Source organism: Affinundibacterium nitidum, from assembly GCF_014284155.1.
GTDB classification, from domain to species: domain Bacteria; phylum Pseudomonadota; class Gammaproteobacteria; order Burkholderiales; family Burkholderiaceae_D; genus Undibacterium; species Undibacterium nitidum.
In genome coordinates this window covers 1-21,115 of sequence record NZ_JACOFZ010000002.1, presented here as the reverse complement: position 1 = coordinate 21,115, position 21,115 = coordinate 1, and the positions used below count along the sequence as shown (strand labels likewise).

General features: G+C 46.5%; 14 protein-coding genes. 9 read left to right on the top strand and 5 right to left on the bottom strand.

Features of this window, described 5'->3' with window-relative positions:
* The first annotated feature begins 15 nt into the window (after nt 1–15).
* Together H8K36_RS07690 and msbA are read left to right on the top strand one after the other, a co-directional pair.
* The gene (locus tag H8K36_RS07690) at nt 16–1,275 is read left to right on the top strand and encodes an O-antigen ligase family protein (RefSeq protein ID WP_186916274.1); all 1,260 of its coding nucleotides are present in this window, start codon (nt 16–18) and stop codon (nt 1,273–1,275) included.
* Nucleotides 1,276–1,290: 15 nt separating this feature from the next.
* A complete protein-coding gene (gene msbA, locus H8K36_RS07685; RefSeq protein ID WP_186916275.1) occupies nt 1,291–3,027 on the top strand; it encodes a lipid A export permease/ATP-binding protein MsbA in 1,737 nt (578 codons plus the stop codon).
* Between the two features lie 8 nt (nt 3,028–3,035).
* Here the strand turns inward: msbA and H8K36_RS07680 are convergent, their stop codons facing one another.
* Complete coding sequence (locus H8K36_RS07680; RefSeq protein ID WP_186916276.1) at nt 3,036–5,399, bottom strand: DUF4214 domain-containing protein; 2,364 nt, start codon at nt 5,397–5,399, stop codon at nt 3,036–3,038.
* Between the two features lie 190 nt (nt 5,400–5,589).
* Between H8K36_RS07680 and H8K36_RS07675 the strand changes: the two genes are divergently transcribed.
* Both H8K36_RS07675 and H8K36_RS07670 read left to right on the top strand, forming a co-directional pair.
* A complete protein-coding gene (locus H8K36_RS07675; RefSeq protein WP_186916277.1) occupies nt 5,590–6,609 on the top strand; it encodes a M28 family metallopeptidase in 1,020 nt (339 codons plus the stop codon).
* A gap of 410 nt (nt 6,610–7,019) precedes the next feature.
* Nucleotides 7,020–7,604 carry a YceI family protein gene (locus tag H8K36_RS07670; protein WP_186916278.1) on the top strand — a complete coding sequence of 195 codons (585 nt, stop codon included), beginning with the start codon at nt 7,020–7,022 and terminating at the stop codon, nt 7,602–7,604.
* 45 nt (nt 7,605–7,649) lie between these two features.
* Here H8K36_RS07670 and H8K36_RS07665 read toward each other — a convergent pair whose 3' ends face one another.
* From H8K36_RS07665 to H8K36_RS07655, 3 genes are read right to left on the bottom strand one after another with little or no spacing between them, the layout of a single operon-like run.
* A complete protein-coding gene (locus H8K36_RS07665) occupies nt 7,650–8,111 on the bottom strand; it encodes a rhodanese-like domain-containing protein (RefSeq protein WP_186916279.1) in 462 nt (153 codons plus the stop codon).
* 10 nt (nt 8,112–8,121) lie between these two features.
* Nucleotides 8,122–10,938: a formate dehydrogenase subunit alpha gene (gene fdhF / locus H8K36_RS07660; protein ID WP_186916280.1), complete on the bottom strand. Its 2,817-nt coding sequence runs from the start codon at nt 10,936–10,938 to the stop codon at nt 8,122–8,124.
* The gene (locus H8K36_RS07655; RefSeq protein WP_186916281.1) at nt 10,935–12,641 is read right to left on the bottom strand and encodes an NADH-ubiquinone oxidoreductase-F iron-sulfur binding region domain-containing protein; all 1,707 of its coding nucleotides are present in this window, start codon (nt 12,639–12,641) and stop codon (nt 10,935–10,937) included. Before H8K36_RS07655 ends, fdhF begins: the two co-directional genes overlap by 4 nt.
* A 525-nt stretch (nt 12,642–13,166) precedes the next feature.
* Here H8K36_RS07655 and glnA point away from each other — a divergent pair.
* The 5 genes from glnA (at nt 13,167) to H8K36_RS07630 (ending at nt 18,958) form a co-directional block, all read left to right on the top strand.
* Nucleotides 13,167–14,582 carry a type I glutamate--ammonia ligase gene (glnA, locus tag H8K36_RS07650; RefSeq protein WP_186916282.1) on the top strand — a complete coding sequence of 472 codons (1,416 nt, stop codon included), beginning with the start codon at nt 13,167–13,169 and terminating at the stop codon, nt 14,580–14,582.
* A gap of 115 nt (nt 14,583–14,697) precedes the next feature.
* A complete protein-coding gene (locus H8K36_RS07645; RefSeq protein ID WP_186916283.1) occupies nt 14,698–15,186 on the top strand; it encodes a DUF4124 domain-containing protein in 489 nt (162 codons plus the stop codon).
* A gap of 107 nt (nt 15,187–15,293) precedes the next feature.
* Nucleotides 15,294–16,370 (top strand): nitrogen regulation protein NR(II), encoded by a 1,077-nt coding sequence (gene glnL / locus H8K36_RS07640; protein WP_186916284.1) that lies wholly within the window; start codon nt 15,294–15,296, stop codon nt 16,368–16,370.
* A 71-nt stretch (nt 16,371–16,441) separates the two neighbouring features.
* Nucleotides 16,442–17,902: a nitrogen regulation protein NR(I) gene (gene ntrC, locus H8K36_RS07635; protein ID WP_186916285.1), complete on the top strand. Its 1,461-nt coding sequence runs from the start codon at nt 16,442–16,444 to the stop codon at nt 17,900–17,902.
* Nucleotides 17,903–18,130: 228 nt separating this feature from the next.
* Nucleotides 18,131–18,958: an HDOD domain-containing protein gene (locus H8K36_RS07630; protein ID WP_186916286.1), complete on the top strand. Its 828-nt coding sequence runs from the start codon at nt 18,131–18,133 to the stop codon at nt 18,956–18,958.
* A gap of 64 nt (nt 18,959–19,022) precedes the next feature.
* Here the strand turns inward: H8K36_RS07630 and H8K36_RS07625 are convergent, their stop codons facing one another.
* Complete coding sequence (locus tag H8K36_RS07625; protein ID WP_186916287.1) at nt 19,023–20,645, bottom strand: NAD(P)/FAD-dependent oxidoreductase; 1,623 nt, start codon at nt 20,643–20,645, stop codon at nt 19,023–19,025.
* Nucleotides 20,646–21,115 lie beyond the last annotated feature (470 nt).

The following is a 21,115-nucleotide window of genomic DNA, read 5'->3' as shown; positions in this document are numbered from 1 at the left end:
GGGGCCGACACATTGATGCAAACTGAATTCAAGAGAAAATTACCTCAAGAAGTGCTGGCGTTACTGCCACTGACGCTGTTTTTTCCGGTCGGCTTAATGTATTTGGGTTTGCTTTGTTTCTCAATCGCTTTTGTGGTCTCTGAGGAGTTTAAACACAAGTGGGAAAATATACGGCAGCATGCCATGTTTTTCCCAGCGTTGGGATTGAGCTTAGTTTGTGTTTTTTCTACTCTACTTAATCCACCGGCCGACAAAGAATACTGGGTGCAATTTTTGCATTACCAAACCTATTGGTTTTTGTTGCCAATGATTGCGATTGATGCAGGTGCATGGCAGACCAGAGCCGTTCGTAATTTTTTTATTGGCGCGCTTATCGCCGCAACTTTGTTCTTCCTCGCGAATTATGGCCTACTCCCAGAAAATACGCTGTTTCGGAGTTATGTCATTTACCAAGGGAATAAGTCGATTCTGTTGGGGCTGCTATTAGCATTGGCTGCAGCATGGATGTTGCATGAATTGGTGATACATCGCAACCATAAGATGGCGCGAGTGCTTGCGTTTCTATATGTACTTGCGGCTCTTATCTTGTGTAGTAAGTCGCGTACCGCATCACTTCTGTTCTTCCTATTGTTGATGGTTTTTTTGTGTCGTAATTTTCGTTTTAAATTTTGGCAGATAGGTGCCGTTATGGCCTTGTTTGCGTGTGGTTGTGCATCTTTGTATGTTGCTGCAAATGCGCCTGCACCTGTCACTTGTTTGGCGAAAGAAATGCACGATCGCTATCAGATGAATGGCCTGGAAATCTTCAAGAATCGTAGTATTTGTACGATCCAACAAGTTCGCGATTTCGGACAGCAAGGCAGTGTGAGTGAAGATGGGATGCGTTTGGAAATCTACAAGAATACCTGGCATTTGATCGAGCAGCGCCCTTGGACTGGACATGGTGTCGGGCAGTGGATGCCGCTCTACAAAGAAGAGGCACGTGGCAAGATGAGTGAGAATATGACCACTCCACATAACGAGTATCTATTATATTGGTGCGAACTTGGTATCTTAGGGGTTTTGGCTTTGATCCTCATTTGGGGTAGGCAGCTTTTTGAGGCATTTCAAATGGCGAAGAAAAAATCGCCTTACGCTATGCCGCTTTGTATGCTCACCGTCAGCATGATGTTTGCAGGAGCTTTTAATGCAATCTTGCGCGACGCTTTATTTGGTTTGGCGATGATGATTATGCTAGCGATACCGCTAGCAAACAATCGCGAGAGTCGAGCTTAAAGGAATAGAATTTTTATGGCAAAGATTAATAGCTCCATCATCAAGAGATTATGGACCTCAGTGTCAAAGTACGGCATGTACTTGTTTTGGACGATTATCACGATGTCAGGCACAGCGCTGACAGAACTTGCTTTGCCGTGGGGCTTGGGTAAGTTGCTGGACCATGGCTTTCAAGGTCAACGCATGCACTTTCCTTTGTGGTATGTGCCAGCGGGCTTGATAGGTATTTTTGTTGTTCGTGGATTTTGTACCTTCACGACAAGCTACTTGATGAGCCGCATCACTGTGAATTTGTTGAACGAGCTACGTGCCAAGATTTTTTCGAAATTATTGCATGTACCGGTCGGCTTTTATCATGCAGAAAGCAGCGGTCGTATCATCAACACCATCATGTTTGAGGCGCAGCAAATCGTTGAAATGATCAAGGTGTCGATTACGACGCTGTTTCGTGATTCACTTACCGTAATTGCTTTGATGGGGTATCTAGTATGGTTAAACTGGAAGTTGACCTTGGTCACGATCATTTTAATTCCAGGAATGACGCTGTTAGTGCGAGGAGTTAGTAAACGCTTGCGAAAATTGAATCAACAATCACTCGAAGTGAATGGTGAGTTGACGCAAGTGATCGAAGAATCGACTCGTGCGCATCAGGTGATACGTATCTTCGGCGGCCAAGATTACGAACAGAAACGATTTGAAGAAAAGAATCGTAAGCTCGGAAGCTACACGATGAAGAGTACGGTGGCCGTTTCCTTTACAACTCCATTGACACAAATCCTTGCGTCAATTGCAGTTGCTGTCGTGATCATGTTGGCGCTAGCACAAGCCCGTAAAGATGCGACGACCGTGGGTGACTTTGTTACGTTCATCACCGCGATGATGATGCTGTTAACACCGCTAAAACGCTTGGCAGATTTGAACGGGCCAATCCAGCGCGGGATGGCCGCGGCGGAATCCGTGTTTGGTATGGTCGATACTGAAGCAGAGCTAGAGACAGGTCGAACGATAGAAGGACGTGCGCGAGGGCAGCTGAGTTTTCGTACAATCGAGTTTGCCTACCCGGGGCAAGAACAAACTGCTCTCAGTAATATTAATCTGGACATCGCTGCTGGTGAAACTATCGCATTGGTCGGCATGTCAGGTGGTGGGAAAACCTCACTGGTGAATTTGGTACCACGTTTTTATGAACCGAATCATGGTGAGATCTTATTAGACGGCATGCCGTTGTCTGAGCTTTCTCTTAAGAGTCTGCGACAACAAATTGCCATGGTCAGCCAGAACGTAGTTTTGTTTGATGACACTATCTCCGCCAATATTGCCTATGGCGACGCGGCACCAGATCAACAACGTATTGATTATGCAATTGACTCCGCCTATTTACGTGACTTGATCAATGAAATGCCTGATGGCTTGAATACGACAATTGGTGATAATGGCATGCGTCTCTCAGGTGGACAGCGCCAACGTTTGGCAATTGCACGTGCGATCTACAAAAATGCATCGATCTTGATTCTTGACGAAGCGACCTCGGCGCTTGACAGTGAATCAGAACGTGCGGTGCAGGCGGCACTTGATGAGTTGATGCAAGGGCGAACGACTTTAGTGATTGCCCACCGCCTATCAACGATTGAACGCGCAAGTCGAATTGTGGTGTTAGTCGATGGTAAGGTCGTTGAGGTCGGCACTCATGCTGAATTGTTAGCGCGAGATTCTGCCTATGCCAATTTACATCGTTTGCAGTTTTCAGTGTAGTTCTGCCTTTAAAGTTTTTTTAGCTGCAATCCCTTGATAGAGGTGATCGCAGGGAATACAGCATTTGTGAAATAAATGTCCATGGTGTTAGTTGTGTTGGGCCGCATAAATTTGCTGACATCAATACTGTAGCTTGCTTTTCCTTCTTGATATATGCATTGATTGCCGTTAAAGCAGAGGATTACATTGGCGGAGTTTGTGAGGGCGAGGTTGAGTAAATACTGCTTCGCCGAAGGCAGATTATTTTCGCTATAGCGTAGAAATTCAAATTGATCCCCATTGCTGTAGGTGAGATTGATTGGCGTACTAGTGTTTGTGCTCAGTAGACTAGTGACGTCCGTACCTAATCCTGTCAAATTCCAAGGGCGTGAAAAGGCGTCATTTTCATATTGACGAATCGCTTCTCTGACGACCGAAGCCGCTGGCTTTTCTGTGCCGTCAAGCCGGATTAAACCAAAATATCGATCTTCATCCGTGGCTGGCTTCACTGGATTGTCCAGTATGCTCCAGAGGTTAAATGATTTAAGTTGATTATGAAAGATGCCGTCCTTTTTGTTCGCGTCGGCAAGTTGTGCGAACAGAAGTCGATAGTATTCGGCCTGATCCGCTTCTGTCCCTGTCGTCTTCCAATCTCGATCTGCTCGCGTGATACTTGGTATGACTTGTGTCACCGAATTGAAGCCATTTTCAGTGACAATGACATCTTTTCCCGCAGAAAAATTGTCAATCCAAAATTTGATGATGTCGAATGTGCGTTTAGGATCTGTGTTCGGAAGTGAGGGATCGCTGTGGTAGGTATCTAAGGCTAAAGAGTCTGAAGCAGCAACTACGCGAACGAGCCAATTGTTGTACTCTTTTCCTTTGCTAATTGGGCTGCTAGGATCAAGTGGGTTGCTATTGACGATGGGTTGTAGTTTGAGACGGTCAGACATCCCGATCTCTGCTGCCGCTTTGCGTGCGACGGCTGCTGCTTCCACATACCAATCAGCCCACTCATTGGCGCGAGCCTCACTACCTGCCGCCGATAATCGATAATTGCTCATGATTTCGTAGTCAATAGTTAGCGTTAGACTGCCGACTAGTTTCAGCATGTGTTGCACGTATGCTGCTAGGAAATTTTTGGCAGCTTGACGCGTTTCAGGATCCGTTATTCGCCCATTATAAAATGTTGGTATGGCCTGTTTACCAGGGGTAATTTCGGCAGAGAAGGCTATGTTGATAGCGCCGTAAATGCTCTCGCCATACTGATGCACTCGTCGATAATTGTCCGCACTGTTACTGGCATCGAAACCGGTGAAGTCATAAATTCCTTTGCTAGTTTCAATTGATGCCCAACTATCAAATCCTACTCGGCTCGTAGGCCTCTTTCCCATACTCGCTAAAGTTACGTCTTGTCTTGAAAATGTTTCCCAAAAACCGAAACGTATGCCAGTCGGATTTGGTATAGCATTTAACTTGAGAATGCTTACCTTATTCGTCGCTGACGAGAAAAGATTGAAGCCGCTGTCATTGACGCCAATAAGGGTCATAGCAGCGGCAGTATCTGATGGCGTCACGGCTGCAGCGATTGCCATCCCTTTTGTAATAGAGAGCTCTGGACTAAGATAGTTTAAGCCTTGCTGAAGGCAGAAATAATTGGCGACAGTAATTTTGTTATTGAGGAGTTGTGGCACCCAGCCATAGGTCGGATCGCCTTCGAACGTATGTGCAGACGTCAGCATACTGATCACTAACCCACCGCGACTTATTTTTCCTTGGTCTAGTTGCGTTGCCCAATAATTGACTTCAGTGTCAGTCGGCGCCGTTGGTCCTGTGCGGGCTAGTACGTTCTGATAGATAATGCGAACAAAGTCGCTGTTATTCATGTTGGCGTTATAGCCTGTTTGTGCACTATAAAGGATGGCTGCATTGTAGAAGTTATTCGCGATAGCTTCTGGCGTTTGGCCTTTTTTTAGCTCTTCTATCCAATATGCGAGTCCATCAGCATCAGGAATGCGATTGAAAAATGCAATATAGAGCTCGATAATTTGATTCTGGCTATTCATGTTCACTAGTTGTGAGACATCGGCCGCCAAAAAGTTTAACTTGAAATCGCTAAATTGAACCGCTGCCGTCGATGCTGGTAGTGTTGTAGAAGAAGCAGTTGTTCTATCTGTAATCGAAATGCTGCTGGCATTGCGTGAAATGGTATAACTGTCGCGCGTTTTGTTAAACGTAGGTACGCCGATTATGGGCGTCGGTGCCATTGGTGAACTGAAGGTTTGCCGATCTTCTTCTATAGATCCGCCACAGGCTGTTAAGGTAAGGCATAAGACGATGGATGTAGTGACACTATCGAAATTGCAAGTGCGCAATAAAAAGGATTTTGTCATAAGCATGTTGGGTGTGAGAAGAATGTTGGGGACTGCAGTTGTTTTGGTAATTCAGTTTAATGCCACTTATCTCAACAGGTCGTTACAAATTGTAATGTGGTGCGAAGTTAAAAGCCTTATAGTGTGGCATTTTTAAATTACAATTCGTTTCAATATTGGCGTTTCCTGATCGTATCTTGAAGGAGTTTGTATGTCGGTAGTATTTGTGAAAAAATTTTTAGGCTTGGCTTGCGTAACTTCAGTGTTGATGTCCTCCGCATTCGCATTTGAGTTCGAACAAGACGCCGCATTGTTTAGTGTCGAGAAGATTGACCAAGCGATGAAGCGCTTTGTCAAAGCGCCGCACCCAATGGCGAGCTTTGAGCAAAAAAAATATACGCAAGAACTGCGGGCAAATCTGAGTCGAGAAGGCTGGGATGTTCAAGTACAGAAGTTTAAGACCAAGATTCCTAACACAGCGTCAGAAAAATTAGGTGGCAAAGATAAGAAGGCCACCCCAGTTAAGGAGGTCGAAGGCGAAAACCTTATTGCCTTGTCGAAGGGGAGTGATCGCTGTCTTGTTTTGATTGGCGGACACTATGACACCAAGCCGTACGCCAATATGAAGTTTGTGGGGGCGAACGATGGCGGTTCTTCAACTGCGGCGATGTTAGAGTTGGCCCGCGTTGTATCGGTATTACGAAAAGCAGAAGCGAGTAATCGTACAGTAAGTAATGACGCGGGGCGGTTTCTAGATTGTACTGTTGGCCTCGCTTTCTTCGATGGCGAAGAGGCTACTTTAGCGGATTGGAACGACGGTGAACGACTGCTAGGTGTACAAGATAATATTCATGGATCGCGAGCTTTTGCTGCGAATCTTGAAAAGCAATTTGATGGTATCGCCTATAAAGGTCTTCCAATAAAGGCCTTATTGATCATCGACATGATTGGTCACAAGGAACAAAATTTGTTCATCACTCGAGGCTCTAATTCTCAGTTAGCACAAAAGCTGTTGGCTCAAAGGAGTACTACCAAAATTACATCCGTTAATCTTTTGATTGAAGATGACCATCTACCGTTTGCCCAGCTCGGAGTGCCATTCGTTCATATTATCGATTGGACCAATCTCGCAGAATGGCACACGGCTAACGACACACTGGATATTATTAGTAACAAGAACATTGCCGATTTTGGTGATTTATTGGTTCGTTTCTTAAAGCAACGTCGTTAAAGCAATGGCGCATACTCCTGCCTATACTGGTCCTACAAAAAAGGCGTAAGGCAAAAAAAATCGTCATCGCGACGGAAGGTCGGGATGACGAAAAAGGGAGGTTGAAACAATGTGTACTTCAGCTTGAGACTTTCACGTACAATTGAATCAAGTGTAGTGTGATCGTCTGTTAGAGTTGAAGCAATGTATTTGGGACAAACGGCAGGAAATTTGGGTTGAATTGCACTTTCCACGTGACGATAAGATTTGATGTTGCGATTGTGTATTAACTTTTTATTCACGTTAAAGATGTAGAGTTGATTTTAATTGCTCTACAAATCCAGCATGCATCTATAACTAGGATCGGTGCAAATGCAACTTGATAGTGAGTACCGATCATTCGATTGTATTTTTCAACGAACATTTACGTCATGATTTTCAGAGCAAGCTTCTTGTTTATCCTCTTGTTTCTCAGCTTAATAGTGCCTGAGCGGTTCGCTGTTGCTGCTGATCGTTACAAGATCGATCCAGAACACACCTATTCAACATTCGAATACAACCATTGGGGGCTTTCACTCCAACGCGGCCGCTTTGATCGTAATTCGGGCTCAATCGAGATTGATTTTGACAATCGTAGTGGAAGTATATTGATTGAAATTGATGCGGCATCAATTAGCACCGGTAGTTCAGTATTTGACAGTGCGCTTCGATCCTCTCGTTTTTTCGACACTGGGACATACCCAAAGATTGTTTTTAAGTCGACCAACATTGTTTTTGGTGAAGATAAAAAACCAATCGCGCTCGAGGGCGAGTTAACGATCAAGAATATCAGTCGCAATATTCGCGTCGAGCTTTCACAGTTTAATTGTCGGTTTATGCCACTGTATTTTAAGAACGCGTGTGGTGCGAACGGCAGCGCGAAAATCTTGCGTAGCGACTTTGATCTAGGACGCTTCACACCATTTGTGAGCGATGAAGTGAGCTTATCTTTCAGCGTTGAAGCAATCAAAGAATAAGCCCAAGCAGAAGACCATGTAATAACTTGTTGTGGTTGAGCCAGCTTACGCTCCTACCCACGGCAGGTTAGCACTGCACCAACCACCAATTGTTTTTCGGTGGGCATGGTGATCTTTATCACCCTCAAAGCCCTGCAGAATATCGAAACAAGATGTGTAACCATGTTCAGTGGCGAGTTTTGCCGCATGACGAGATCGCACTCCAGATCGACATAAAAATACGACAACGGTATTCTTGTTTGGAACCGCTTCCTGCAGTTGTACCAGGAAGTCTGGATTCGGAGAGCCGCCAGGGTATAGACTCCATTGCACCGCCCGATGTTGGCTTTCGTCGATGATGACTCGCCCCACCCAATCACGTTCTGCATTTGTACGAACGTCGACTAAGACTGCCTCTGTATCTTCCTGTAATAGCGCATAAGCTGCCTCTGGTAACATGGCGCCAGCGTAAGGAAGGCCTTGTTGTTGCCCAAGGCTGCGGGCTTGCTCGAGAATCATTTTACTCATATCGTTTCCTTTATACGGTTTCCTTTAACACCGATCCACGTTTCAGAATTGCCTGACCACCGCCAAAGCTAGTCTGTACAGGTGGAGTTCCTCCGAGGTGGATTTTGATCGCACAGTATTTGAATTCTGGAATTTTTCCGAAGGGATCAAGCGCCGCATTGGTCAAACGGTTGATCGCCGCCTCATAATAGCAGAAGGGAACAAAGACAGCGCCTCGAGGAGAGCTATTGTCGACACGGGCATACAAAGAAACCTGACCCCGACGTGATTCTAAAGTGATTAAATCTCCTGGCTTACCACCGAGCTTCGCCAGATCATCCGCATGTATCGAAGCGATTGGGTCTGGCTCAATGGCATCGAGTACACTAGCTCGGCGCGTCATGCTGCCAGTATGCCAATGTTCCAATTGCCGCCCGGTGATTAAGACCATAGGATATTCAGAATCGGGCTTTTCCGCTGCATGGATTAAGTCTGCGGCCACGAATTTTGCGCGACCATCTGCCGTCGGGAAGTTCTCGGTGAAAACGACCGCTTGCCCCATATCTTCCTCGTGTAAACATGGGTAGGTAACTGCGCCTTCATTTTCCAAACGTTTCCAACTTATGCCGGCGATGCTTGGCATTGTATGGCGCATTTCTTCAAATACCTCAGAGACGTGCTGATAGTTCCAATCCAAGCCAAGGCCATGCCCCATCTGTTGGATGATCCACAGATCTTGCTTCGCATCACCTGGTGGATCAATCGCTTGTCGACCTAATTGAACCGTGCGATCGGTATTGGTAAAACTACCTGTTTTCTCTGGAAATGCGGACGCCGGTAGGATCACATCCGCGTAGTAGGCTGTCTCGGTAAAAAAGATATCTTGCACGACCAAGTGTTCAAGCTTGGATAGCGAGTCCCGTGCATGGTTGACATCAGGGTCGGACATCGCTGGATTTTCACCCATGATATACATACCGCGGATATCACCATGTTGGATCGCATGCATGACTTCGACGACAGTTAATCCCGGCTTCGTGTCGAGAGTGCCGGGCGCGAGTTTCCATGCCAGCTCAAATTTTGCAGTGACACCAGGTGTTACCACGCGTTGGTAGTCAGGGAACATCATCGGAATTAAACCAGCGTCTGACGCGCCTTGTACATTGTTCTGACCACGTAAAGGATGCAATCCAGCACCAGGCTTGCCAATTTGACCGGTCATTAACGCTAAAGCGATGAGGCAGCGTACATTATCAGTGCCATGGATGTGTTGTGAAACGCCCATCCCCCATAAAATCATTGAACCTTTCGATGTGGCATAGAGGCGCGCGACTTCACGCAAAGTTTCTGCTGGAATGCCGCAAATCGGTGCCATCGCCTCAGGCGTGTACGTTTTAACGTTCTCTTTGATTGCCTCGAAGCCAGTTGTACGCGCCTTTATGAACTCGTGGTCAAGTAGGTCTTCCTCAATAATTACATGCATCATGGCATTGAGCATGGCGACGTCAGTATCAGGATGAAATTGCAAGAAACGATGTGCCATCCTCGCCATGTCTGAACGGCGTGGATCGCAGACAATTAGCTTTGCTCCATTCTTGACAGCATTTTTGATCCACGTTGCGCCAACAGGATGATTGACCGTAGGATTTGCGCCAATGACGATGATAACCTCGGCTTTATCCACGTCCATCACCGGGTTGGATACTGCACCGGAACCAATCCCCTCTAACAAAGCGGCGACCGATGAGGCATGGCATAAACGGGTGCAGTGGTCGACGTTGTTAGTGCCGAATCCGATGCGAACTAATTTTTGGAAGAGGTAGGCTTCCTCGTTGCTTCCTTTGGCTGAACCAAAACCAGCTAGGCTAGCTTTGCCATGAGTGTCGCGTAGGGATTTTAATTTACCTGCAGCAAGCGCAAGTGCTTCATCCCAAGTCGCTTCACGGAAAATGTCCATGATGCGTTCGGGATCCATTTGCATGTCTGAACGTTTGGGCGCATCTGCACGACGAATCAATGGTGTGCGTAAGCGTTGAGGATGCTGAGCATAGTCAAAACCATAGCGCCCTTTAACACATAGACGCTGGTGATTCGCTGGCCCATCCCGTCCTTCAACACTAATAATCGTATTGTCCTTGACTTGGTAACTCAACTGGCAGCCTACACCGCAATAAGGACATACGGAATCGACCGTCTTTTCTGGAATTTGCTGTGCTACAGGGTTCGCAGGTAACAGGGCGCCGGTCGGGCAGGCCTGCACACATTCGCCGCAGGCCACGCAAGTCGAGTCCCCCATGTCGCTCTTCATATCAAACACAATTTGCGCATGTGAACCACGGAACGCTAAGCCGATCACATCATTGACTTGTGTTTCTCGGCAAGCGCGTACGCACCGTGTACATAAGATGCACGCATCGAGATTCACTTGAATCGCAGGGTGAGATTGATCTTTGTTGATCGTCGAGCGAGCAGGAAAGCGTGATGTGGTGACTCCCATCTTTCTCGACCACGTTGTGAGTTCATTCTTTTCTTCGCGCACTTCGTTACGAGCATCGGTTTGTAATAACTCAAGTACCAGCTTTTGTGCTCGTTCAGCGCGAGGGCTGGCGCTCTCAATTACCATGTTCTCAGAAACCGTGCGACAGCAAGAGGGGGCGAGTGTACGTTCACCTTGAATTTCGACGACACAAGCGCGGCAATTTCCCGCGGTAGCCAAGCCATCCTTAAAGCAGAGATGAGGAATCTCGACGCCAACGCGTTTAGCGAGTGTCAGAATACTTTCGCCAGGTGCGCATTCTCGGCGCTGACCATTCAGTTGAACGGTGACCGTTTTATTTGTCGTAATCATGCTATCGACTCCTTGTTTGCTAGCTCGTGCGGGAAATATTTGATCACACAATCGATTGGATTCGGCGCAGCTTGGCCAAGTCCGCAGATGGAGGCGTCACGCATGACTGCAGATAAATCGCTTAACAGTTCGAGATTCCATTGTTCATGCTCAATAAGTTCAACCGCCTTTTCAGTGCCGGCTCGGCATGGCGCGCACTGACCGCAGGATTCGTGCTTAAAGAAGTTCATCGTATTGCGTGCGGCCATCACCGCACTATCGTGCTGGGATAAGATCACGACGGCGGCTGAGCCAATAAAACATCCGTAGGCTTGGAGTGTGTCAAAATCGAGCGGGACGTGCCCTAAGCTGGCCGGTAAAATGCCGCCCGAGGCACCGCCCGGCAAGTAGGCGTAAAGTTCATGCCCATCTTGCATGCCACCAGCAAATTCATCAATCAGTTCACGTACTGAAATGCCGGCAGGCGCAAGATGAACTCCAGGTTTATTGACGCGGCCGGACACCGAAAATGAACGTAAGCCTTGACGACCATTGCGCCCATGTTGTTTGAACCACTCGGCACCATTTTGAATTAAGCTCGGCACCCAATACAAAGTTTCGAAATTATGTTCCAAGGTAGGACGACCAAATAAACCAACCTGCGCGACGTAGGGCGGTCGAAGCCGGGGAAGCCCACGTTTGCCTTCGATCGATTCAATCATTGCCGATTCTTCACCACATATATAAGCACCGGCACCACGCCTGAGTTGAATACTCGGTATTTCTGGAACTGGCGGAGATATACGAAGCTTCTCTAACTCGATCTCCAGCAGTTGGCGACACGCGTGATATTCGTCTCGAAGGTAAATGTAAATCTCTGAAATGCCAACCACCCAGGCAGCGATCAGCATCCCTTCCAGAAAACGATGAGGATCTCGCTCGAGATAAGTGCGGTCCTTGAAGGTTCCAGGCTCACCTTCGTCAATATTCACCGCCATCAGACGCGGTCCAGGTTCAGCTGATACTAGCCGCCATTTTCTGCCGGCTGGGAAACCGGCCCCACCGAGGCCGCGCAATCCCGAGTCTTCCATTAATTTGAGTAGACTCTCCTTGTTGGTTTTTCCGGCATAGCAGTCCTTGAGTATTTGGTAGCCGTTATTCGTTTGGTAGTGATCAAAATCGATGTAAGGCTCTTCTCTGGGCTTGTGCAGCCCTTGGCCGACTTTGGCAGTAACGGATTCAAAGCTTGCTCTGGGAATTTCATGTTGCCCAAAGCAGGCCGCCGGTGCTTCTTCGCAGCGTCCTATGCAAGGAACTCTCTCGACTTGCACTTCGTTGTTTTGATATTGCAGACCGAGTTTTGAAATCAAATCTTGGGCGCCGTTCATTTGACATGAGAGGCCATCGCACAGGCGTAACTTAAGTACTTTCGCTTGTGAGTCTTCTTCGAAGCGAATATCGAAGTGATGGTAGAAACTGGCGACTTCAAAAATCTCTGTCTGGGCTAGTCGCATTTCTTGGGCGAGGGCGACCAAGTGCTGCACTGGAAGATGTCCAAAATGGTCATTAATCTTGTGCAGATGTTCAATCAAGAGATCTTTCTGACGCGAAGCATCCCCTAATAACTGTCGCACTTCGTCGAGCGCCTGAGGATCGGTCTGCCGCCCTTTACTATGTTGGCGTTTACGTTGACGTGTCTCGTTAATGGGAATAATGGGGATCATATTGTTCTCGTCTCGGTTTTATCGTTTGTCTAGTAGATAATATCAGTAAGATATTCACTTGATCCAATCATCGCTCTCATGATTGAAAATTACTCCCTGATGCATCTATTGAGATATCAGCATACTCGCCTTTTGGGCTCTTGATGCTCCTCAACTTTCGGTTCAGATCCTAAACCGCCGCTTGAAGTTCGCACTTGTTTAGGGTGAATTTTTGCACTAGCATGGTGCAATCGATTTGTTTTGCACTAAAAAAGAGCTTTAGGTGTTTGTAATTTTTATAAAAATAAATCGGTCGATTGAGAAATCCACGCAAAAACAAATACTTAGGTGCTGGTAATCGAATCGGATTTTGCACTCAAACATGGCACAGTTTCTGCTAATACGAACGGGAAAGAAAATTTTCTGAAAAATGCATTGAAATAGTGCGTAGCCGTGCTAATGTGTTTTCTTGCATTCGGGAAATGATTATTCAGCAGTCTTCAGGCAGGTTTTAACTAATTTTTTGATTGATTTGAGGAGCTTCAAATGGCAATGACACCAGCAGACGTCCTAAAAATGGCTAAAGACAACGAAGTAAAATTCGTTGATTTCCGTTTTGCTGATACCCGTGGTAAAGAGCAACACGTGACCGTACCTGTTTCTCAATTTAACATGGACAAATTTGAATCTGGTCACGCGTTTGACGGTTCTTCGATCGCAGGTTGGAAAGGTATTGAAGCATCAGACATGTTGTTGATGCCAGATCCAAACACAGCAAATATCGACCCATTCATGGAAGAAACAACATTGTTTATGCAATGTGACGTGATCGAACCAGCGGATGGTAAAGGTTACGATCGTGATCCACGTTCTATCGCCAAACGTGCAGAAGCTTATTTGAAATCTTCTGGTATTGGTGATACAGCTTACTTCGGTCCAGAGCCAGAATTCTTCATTTTTGATAGCGTTCGCTGGAAAATCGACATGTCTGGTTGCTTCGTTAAGATCGATTCTGATGAAGCGTCTTGGACAACAGGTGAGAAATTGGAAGGCGGTAATTCTGGTCACCGTCCAACAGTGAAGGGTGGTTACTTCCCAGTTCCTCCAGTCGACAGCTTCCAAGATATGCGCTCTGAAATGTGCTTGATCTTGGAATCTTTGGGTATTCCAGTTGAAGTGCATCACCACGAAGTTGCTGGTGCAGGTCAAAATGAAATCGGTACAAAGTTCTCTACTTTGGTCGAGCGTGCTGACTGGACTCAAAACTTGAAATACGTCGTATGGAATGTGGCGCACACCTACGGCAAAACAGCGACTTTCATGCCAAAACCTATCGTTGGCGATAACGGCTCCGGTATGCACGTTCACCAATCTATCTGGAAAGATGGCAAAAACTTGTTCGCTGGCGACGGCTACGCAGGTTTGTCTGAATTCGCTTTGTATTACATCGGCGGTATCATCAAGCACGCACGTGCATTGAATGCGATTACTAACCCAGGTACAAACTCATACAAGCGCTTGGTTCCAGGTTACGAAGCACCCGTGAAATTGGCATACTCTGCTAAAAACCGTTCTGCTTCTATCCGTATTCCATACGTAGCAAATCCAAAAGCACGTCGCGTTGAAGCACGTTTCCCAGATCCATTGGCGAACCCATACTTGTGCTTCGCTGCATTGATGATGGCAGGTTTGGACGGCGTACAAAACAAGATTCACCCAGGTGAAGCTGCTTCTAAAGATTTGTACCACTTGCCGCCAGAAGAAGATGCATTGATTCCAACAGTTTGCCATTCTTTGGAACAAGCCTTGGAAGCCTTGGATAAAGATCGCGAATTCTTGACACGCGGTGGTGTGTTCAGTGACAGCATGATCGATGCGTACATTGAATTGAAGATGCAAGACGTTCAGCGTATGCGTATGACTACGCATCCAGCTGAGTTTGACATGTACTACTCTCTGTAATGCTTTTAAAAAGCGGGGTTCGCCCCGCTTTTTTCTTGCAGCGGAATTTGGAAGAATTGTGCAAAATGGCGGCATGACTTACACTTAGCCTGTTATTCATTATTAATTGCCAACCATGAAGCACTACCTGACTGTATTTGGATTGTTTGCTGTTGTTGCCGTGCCTGCATTTGCTCAGGGGGACGTTTATCTTTGCATCGATGCAAATGGCAAGAAAGAATATAAAAATACGGGGAGCGTGAAGGGCTGTAAGTTGGTCGAATTGCCGCACATGAATGTGGTCCCTGCTCCGGCTGCAGTAAAAAAAGCGGCAGCGCCTAAAGTATCGTCGGCGAGTACACCATCTAGTTTCCCAAAAGTGGATGATGCGACACAACGATCACGCGATTCAGATCGTAAGCAGATTTTGATCGATGAATTAAAGACGGAAGAACAAAAACTCGCGGCTCTAAAAAAAGAATATAACGGTGGCGATGTTGAGCGTAGGGCGGATGAAAGACAACCTGCGCAGTATGTAGAACGTGTCAATAATCTGAAAAATGATGTTGCGCGCTCTGAAAAAAATATAGAAGCTTTAAAGCGCGAAATCAGTAACCTAAAGTAGAACGCTGATCAGCATTCTGTAGAAAGGTCGCCGGCGCGACCTTTTTTTATGCGTGCTCAGTTGTTAATTCTGTTATTGATCTGTTTAATTTTTGATTGTTCCTATTGATGAATCAATTTTCTGGTCTAGATTTGTTGGCTTCATCGGTGATCGTACTTGATCGCGATGGAAGAGTCGTTTATGCCAATCCAGCGGCAGAGAATTTGCTGGAGCGCCCGAGCAAATTATTGTTGAATGCATCGCTTCGAGATCTTTTTCTTAATAGTGAAGAATTGTTTGATGGCTTTATGCAGGCGATAGGCCATCAGTTCGCCGAAAAACGCCAGGATTTGATACTCGAGCGAAGCGGCCGTGACGCTTTACATGTGCATAGCATCGTGACTTCACTCGACCTTGTTGATACGCCAGTTTTAATCGAGTTGCGTGAGAACGTTCAGCAATTGAAGCTCGATCGCGAAGAGCGTATGCAAGATCAAAACAAGGAAAACAAAGAGCTGATCCGGAACCTCGCCCATGAAATTAAGAATCCTCTTGGAGGTATACGTGGAGCAGCGCAGTTGCTAGAGCTTGAACTGCCTGAACAAGATATCTCTGAGAGAAGGGCAAAAGAGCTGCGTGAATATACTCAAGTAATTATCAAAGAGGCAGATCGTTTGCAGGTCTTAGTCGACCGACTTTTAGCGCCTAATCGCTTGCCACAAGTGATTGCCGACGTAAACATTCATGAAGTGTGTGAGCGCGTGCGTAGTTTGATCGTCGCTGAATTTCCTAAGGGTTTAAATATAAAACGTGATTACGATTTATCGATTCCAGAATTCAGAGGGGATCAGCAGCAGTTGATTCAAGTTGTGCTAAATATTGCACATAACGCCGCTCAAGCGTTGGTGATGCGTATGGCAGAAGGCGATGCCGAGATTATTTTCAAGACGCGAGTTGTGCGTCAAGTGACATTGGCCAAGGTTCGTTACAGGCTGGCATTAGATTTGCATATCATTGATAACGGACCTGGTATTCCTGCTGAAATTCGCGATCGAATTTTTTACCCTCTGGTATCGGGGCGCGATGGTGGAAGTGGACTGGGTTTGACGTTAGCACAAGCATTCATTACACAACATGCAGGGGTAATCGACTGCGAGAGCCGGCCAGGATGTACCGACTTTCGCATTTTGATTCCACTGCCTTAAATTGGGCGTGCGCTTGTTGGTGATGAACGAGATGGCTTCGATTGATTTGATTGTACGGAACACAAAGAACAATGAAAAAAACAATCTGGATTGTGGATGATGATGATTCAATTCGCTGGGTGCTGGAGAAAGCTCTCGCGCGCGAAGGTTTGGTCACACGTAGTTTTAGACAGCCAGACGAGGTGATGCAGGCGTTGGATGAGGATGGAGAGTTGCCTCAGGTCTTGGTTTCCGATATTCGTATGAATGGTGCTTCCGGCTTGGACTTGCTGCAGACGGTGAAGCTACGCTTGCCAAGTCTCCCAGTGATCATCATGACGGCGTTCTCTGATCTTGACTCAGCGGTTGCTGCGTTCAAAGGTGGTGCGTTTGAGTACTTGGCTAAGCCTTTTGACTTGTCGAAAGCGGTTGAGCTCATTCGCCGTGCGCTAGAGGAGAGTGAACGCGAAACTACCGTTGAGCAAATTCAAGATGTCGAGACCGAGATTCTTGGCCATGCTGCAGCAATGCAAGAGGTGTTTAGAGCAATCGGTCGCCTCTCACAATCGAGTGTAACGGTATTGATTACCGGTGAATCTGGTAGTGGTAAAGAATTGGTCGCTCGCGCACTTCATAAGCATAGCCCAAGGGTGAATCAGCCTTTCATTGCCTTAAATACGGCAGCGATTCCTAAAGACCTGCTGGAGTCTGAATTGTTTGGTCACGAGAGGGGTGCCTTTACTGGCGCACAATCTTCGCGTCGTGGTCGATTTGAGCAAGCGGAAGGCGGCACTTTATTTTTAGATGAAATCGGTGATATGCCCTTCGATTTACAGACCCGCTTGCTGCGCGTTTTGTCGGATGGTCATTTTTATCGAGTGGGTGGTCATCAGCCACTCAAGGCAAATGTGCGACTGATTGCGGCAACCCATCAAAATCTTGAAGAGCGGGTGAAAGAAGGCGTATTCCGCGAAGATTTGTTTCACCGCTTGAATGTGATTCGCCTTCGCGTGCCGAGCTTGCGCGAGCGCCGTGAGGATATTCCAGTCTTGGCGAAGCACTTTTTATTGCAGAGCGCGAAGCAGTTAGGGGTTGATGCAAAGCGATTGTCCGATCAAGCTTTGAATTTTATTTCTGGACTTGATTTTCCCGGGAACGTTCGTCAACTCGAAAACCTCTGTAATTGGATCACCGTGATGGCGCCTGGGCAGGTGGTTGAAGTGGTTGATTTGCCGTCAGAACTCATGCCGAATTCTTACAGTGGCATGTCGCACACCCAAGGTGCAGCGCACAATGATGGCACACTTCGTGCGCCGATTGAGGGCATCAGCTGGAATGAATTATTGGAACTGAAAGCGAGTGAAATGCTGCAGGACGACATCCCCGAGATTATGAATGTGATGAGCCGTGACTTCGAATCAGTATTGATTCGTGCTGCACTGAAGCATACTCATGGACGCAAGAATGACGCCGCCATTCGTTTGGGAATAGGGCGTAATACAATTAGCCGCAAGATCCAAGAGTTAGGCATTGAAGGTGCAAAAGATGAGTAATTCGGAGAGAGAAAGCGTCAGATTTAAACTAATTTTAAACACTGTCGTTTTTTGGTTGTCGTAGTGCAAATGAAAATATTCCCCTAAAGCATCGAACGTAGTATGATTTCCTCACGAACATGATTTTGAGTCAGTTCGCTTCATTATCGTTCGATGCAAAAGAGTACCTAATTCTTTGTATGACCTTCGTGGTCATATTTGATGCTGTAATAAAAGGGGGATTTTTTCATGAATTTCGATACACTATTCCAGCAGCAAAACGCATTACCAACCATTCCAAAAGTGGTTCAAGAGGTAATCGATAGTTTTAACAACGATAATGTTTCCATCGATGATATTGCACGAAAGCTTGCGGCTGATCAGGTCCTAAGTGCGAAGTTGCTGCGCTTAGCGAATTCCTCTTATTATCATTCGTCTCGCAGTATCGGCACCGTGGATGATGCCGTTCTGATGTTAGGCTTTATGACGGTACGCACTCTGGTTATTAGTAGCGGTTTGACCGGTGGTTTTAAAGCGATGCCTGGCGTTGATCTGAAGCAGTTCTGGCGCCATAGTATGCATACAGCTGTCATCGCTAAATGGATTGCGAAAAAGATTGGTGGTAATTCTGATTTCGCGTTCACAGTTGGATTGATGCACGCGATTGGACAACTTGTAATGCATGCAGCGATGCCTGAACAAACACTGCAAATTGATAAGATCGCGGGAGCCTTGGATTCTCGTCGCCTCAGTGTCGAGCAAACGTCATTTGGCTATAATTTTTCCGACGTCGGTGCTGAGTTGGCGCGTCGTTGGCGTTTCCCAGATAACTTCAGCACTGTAATTAAGGGATACCCAGAGCCACTAGAGAAAGAGCATTTTGATGTAATGTCTGGCGTCGTTCACTTGGCTGTATGGCGCTCTCGTGCCGAGGAAAACAAATATTCAAAAGAAGAGCTGGAAGCGACTATTCCGTCTGATGTGGTAGCGAAAATTGGCTTAACGAATCAAGCGATTTTGGATGAGATGCCACCAATAGCCGAACTCTCAGCGGGTTTGGAAGATTTGGTAAACTAAGCGTAGCAATGTCATTAAAAAAGGGCTGAATTATTCAGCCCTTTTTTGCTTTATCGGTTTTACCTTAGGAGTATTTGCGTTGCAAACTCAGCGCAAGTGCTTCAGCAACTTTAATGCCGTCGATCGCAGCGGATAAAATGCCTCCTGCATATCCCGCACCTTCGCCAGCGGGAAATAGGCCGCGCGTATTTAGACTTTGCATGTCATCATCTTTACGTTTGATCCGAATTGGTGATGAAGTGCGTGTTTCCACGCCAGTCAGAATCGCGTCTTTTAGCGAGAATCCTTTTATTTGCTTATCAAACTCAGGAATAGCCTCTTGAATTGCTTCGATTGCAAATGCGGGTAAGGCATCTGCCAAATTACAGAGGGTAATTCCGGGTTTGTAAGATGGAACGACTTCACCTAATTCGCTGGAGGGACGGTTGGCTAAGAAGTCGCCGATCAATTGTCCTGGGGCGTTGTATGTGCTGCCCCCTAGTTCAAATGCTTTGCTCTCGAGTTTGCGTTGGAAATCAATTCCTGCTAATGGGTGGCCTGGATAGTCAACCTCGGGAGAGATGCCGACCACAATTGCACTGTTAGCGTTGCGCTCATTTCGTGAATATTGACTCATTCCGTTCGTCACCACACGCCCTAGTTCTGAAGTGGCAGCGACGACTGTGCCGCCGGGACACATGCAGAAGCTATATACAGATCGATCATTCTTGGCATGGTGGACTAGTTTATAGTCGGCAGCGCCGAGAATCTTATTGCCGGCGTTCGGGCCGAAGCGCGCTTTATCAATGATCGATTGCGGATGTTCAATGCGAAAACCCACTGAGAAAGGTTTCGCTTCGACATAAATGCCTTTGTCGTAGACGAGTTGGAATGTATCGCGCGCGCTGTGCCCAACCGCAAGCACCACATGATCTGCGGCGATGCGTTCTTGGTCATTGATAGTTAAACCGCGAACTTCACCATCTTCGATATCAAAGTCCGTAACCTTTTGCTGGAAACGAATCTCACCGCCGAGCTCAATGATATTGGCACGCATCTCTTCAATCATCTTTACTAAACGGAAGGTACCGATATGGGGTTTGCTGACATACATGATCTCTTCAGGGGCGCCTGCTTTGACGAACTCTGTCAAGACTTTGCGGCCATAGTGTTTAGGATCTTTAACTTGGCTGTACAATTTACCGTCGGAGAACGTCCCAGCACCACCTTCACCAAATTGAACGTTAGATTCTGGCTGTAGCTCACGCTTACGCCATAGACCCCAAGTATCTTTGGTGCGCTCACGAACCGCTTTACCTCGTTCTAATACGATGGGCTTGAAACCCATTTGAGCCAAAATCAAAGCTGCAAACAAGCCGCAAGGTCCAAAGCCGATGACCACTGGGCGAGGATAATTTCCGTCCTTCGCATGGGTGACGAACTTATAACTAGTGTCTGGGGTTTTGCCGATTTTTGCTTGGCCTTGAATATTTTTGATCTTATGCAATAAGGCTTCGTCATCTTTAACTTCTACATCGATGGTATAAATAAGCACAATCGCTGACTTTTTGCGTGCGTCGTAGCTGCGCTTAAATATAGTGAAGTTGATTAATTCAGCTTCGCTGATTTTCAGGCGTTTCAAAACCGCCTCTTTGAGATCGGCTTCGGCGTGGTCGAGAGGAAGTTGAAGATCAGTTATGCGTAACATAGATAGATAAGCTTGCGATTAAATACAAAGGCGTATTTTAACAGAGGCATTCTGCTTGGCATGAAATGAGTACTTGCGCGACATCGGTAAACTTTGCTATAGTTCGCCTCCCGCAGAAATGCGGTGCAAGAAAAAGAGTGGCAAGCCAGTCAATATCCTGATGAGTTTCGATTGATGTAAATGAAATAAATCGAAGCGGAGTTTAGAAAGTTTAAACGGAGGGGGTTGACGAGAAGTTAGAAAGGCTGCATAATCTCGTTTCTCTGCTGCTGACGAACAAAACGATTCGCAGTGCAACTAGTAAAAAGCGAAAGCGGTGCTAGTGAAGCAGAAAAGAATTTAAGATCTTTAACAATTAACAGTCAATAAATGTGGGCACTTGATAATGAAGGCGACTAGCTACTTCGGTAGTTAGGAAACTTAAAAAATATCAAATGTTCACAAGAAGTAAAGATAAGACGCGATAGTGA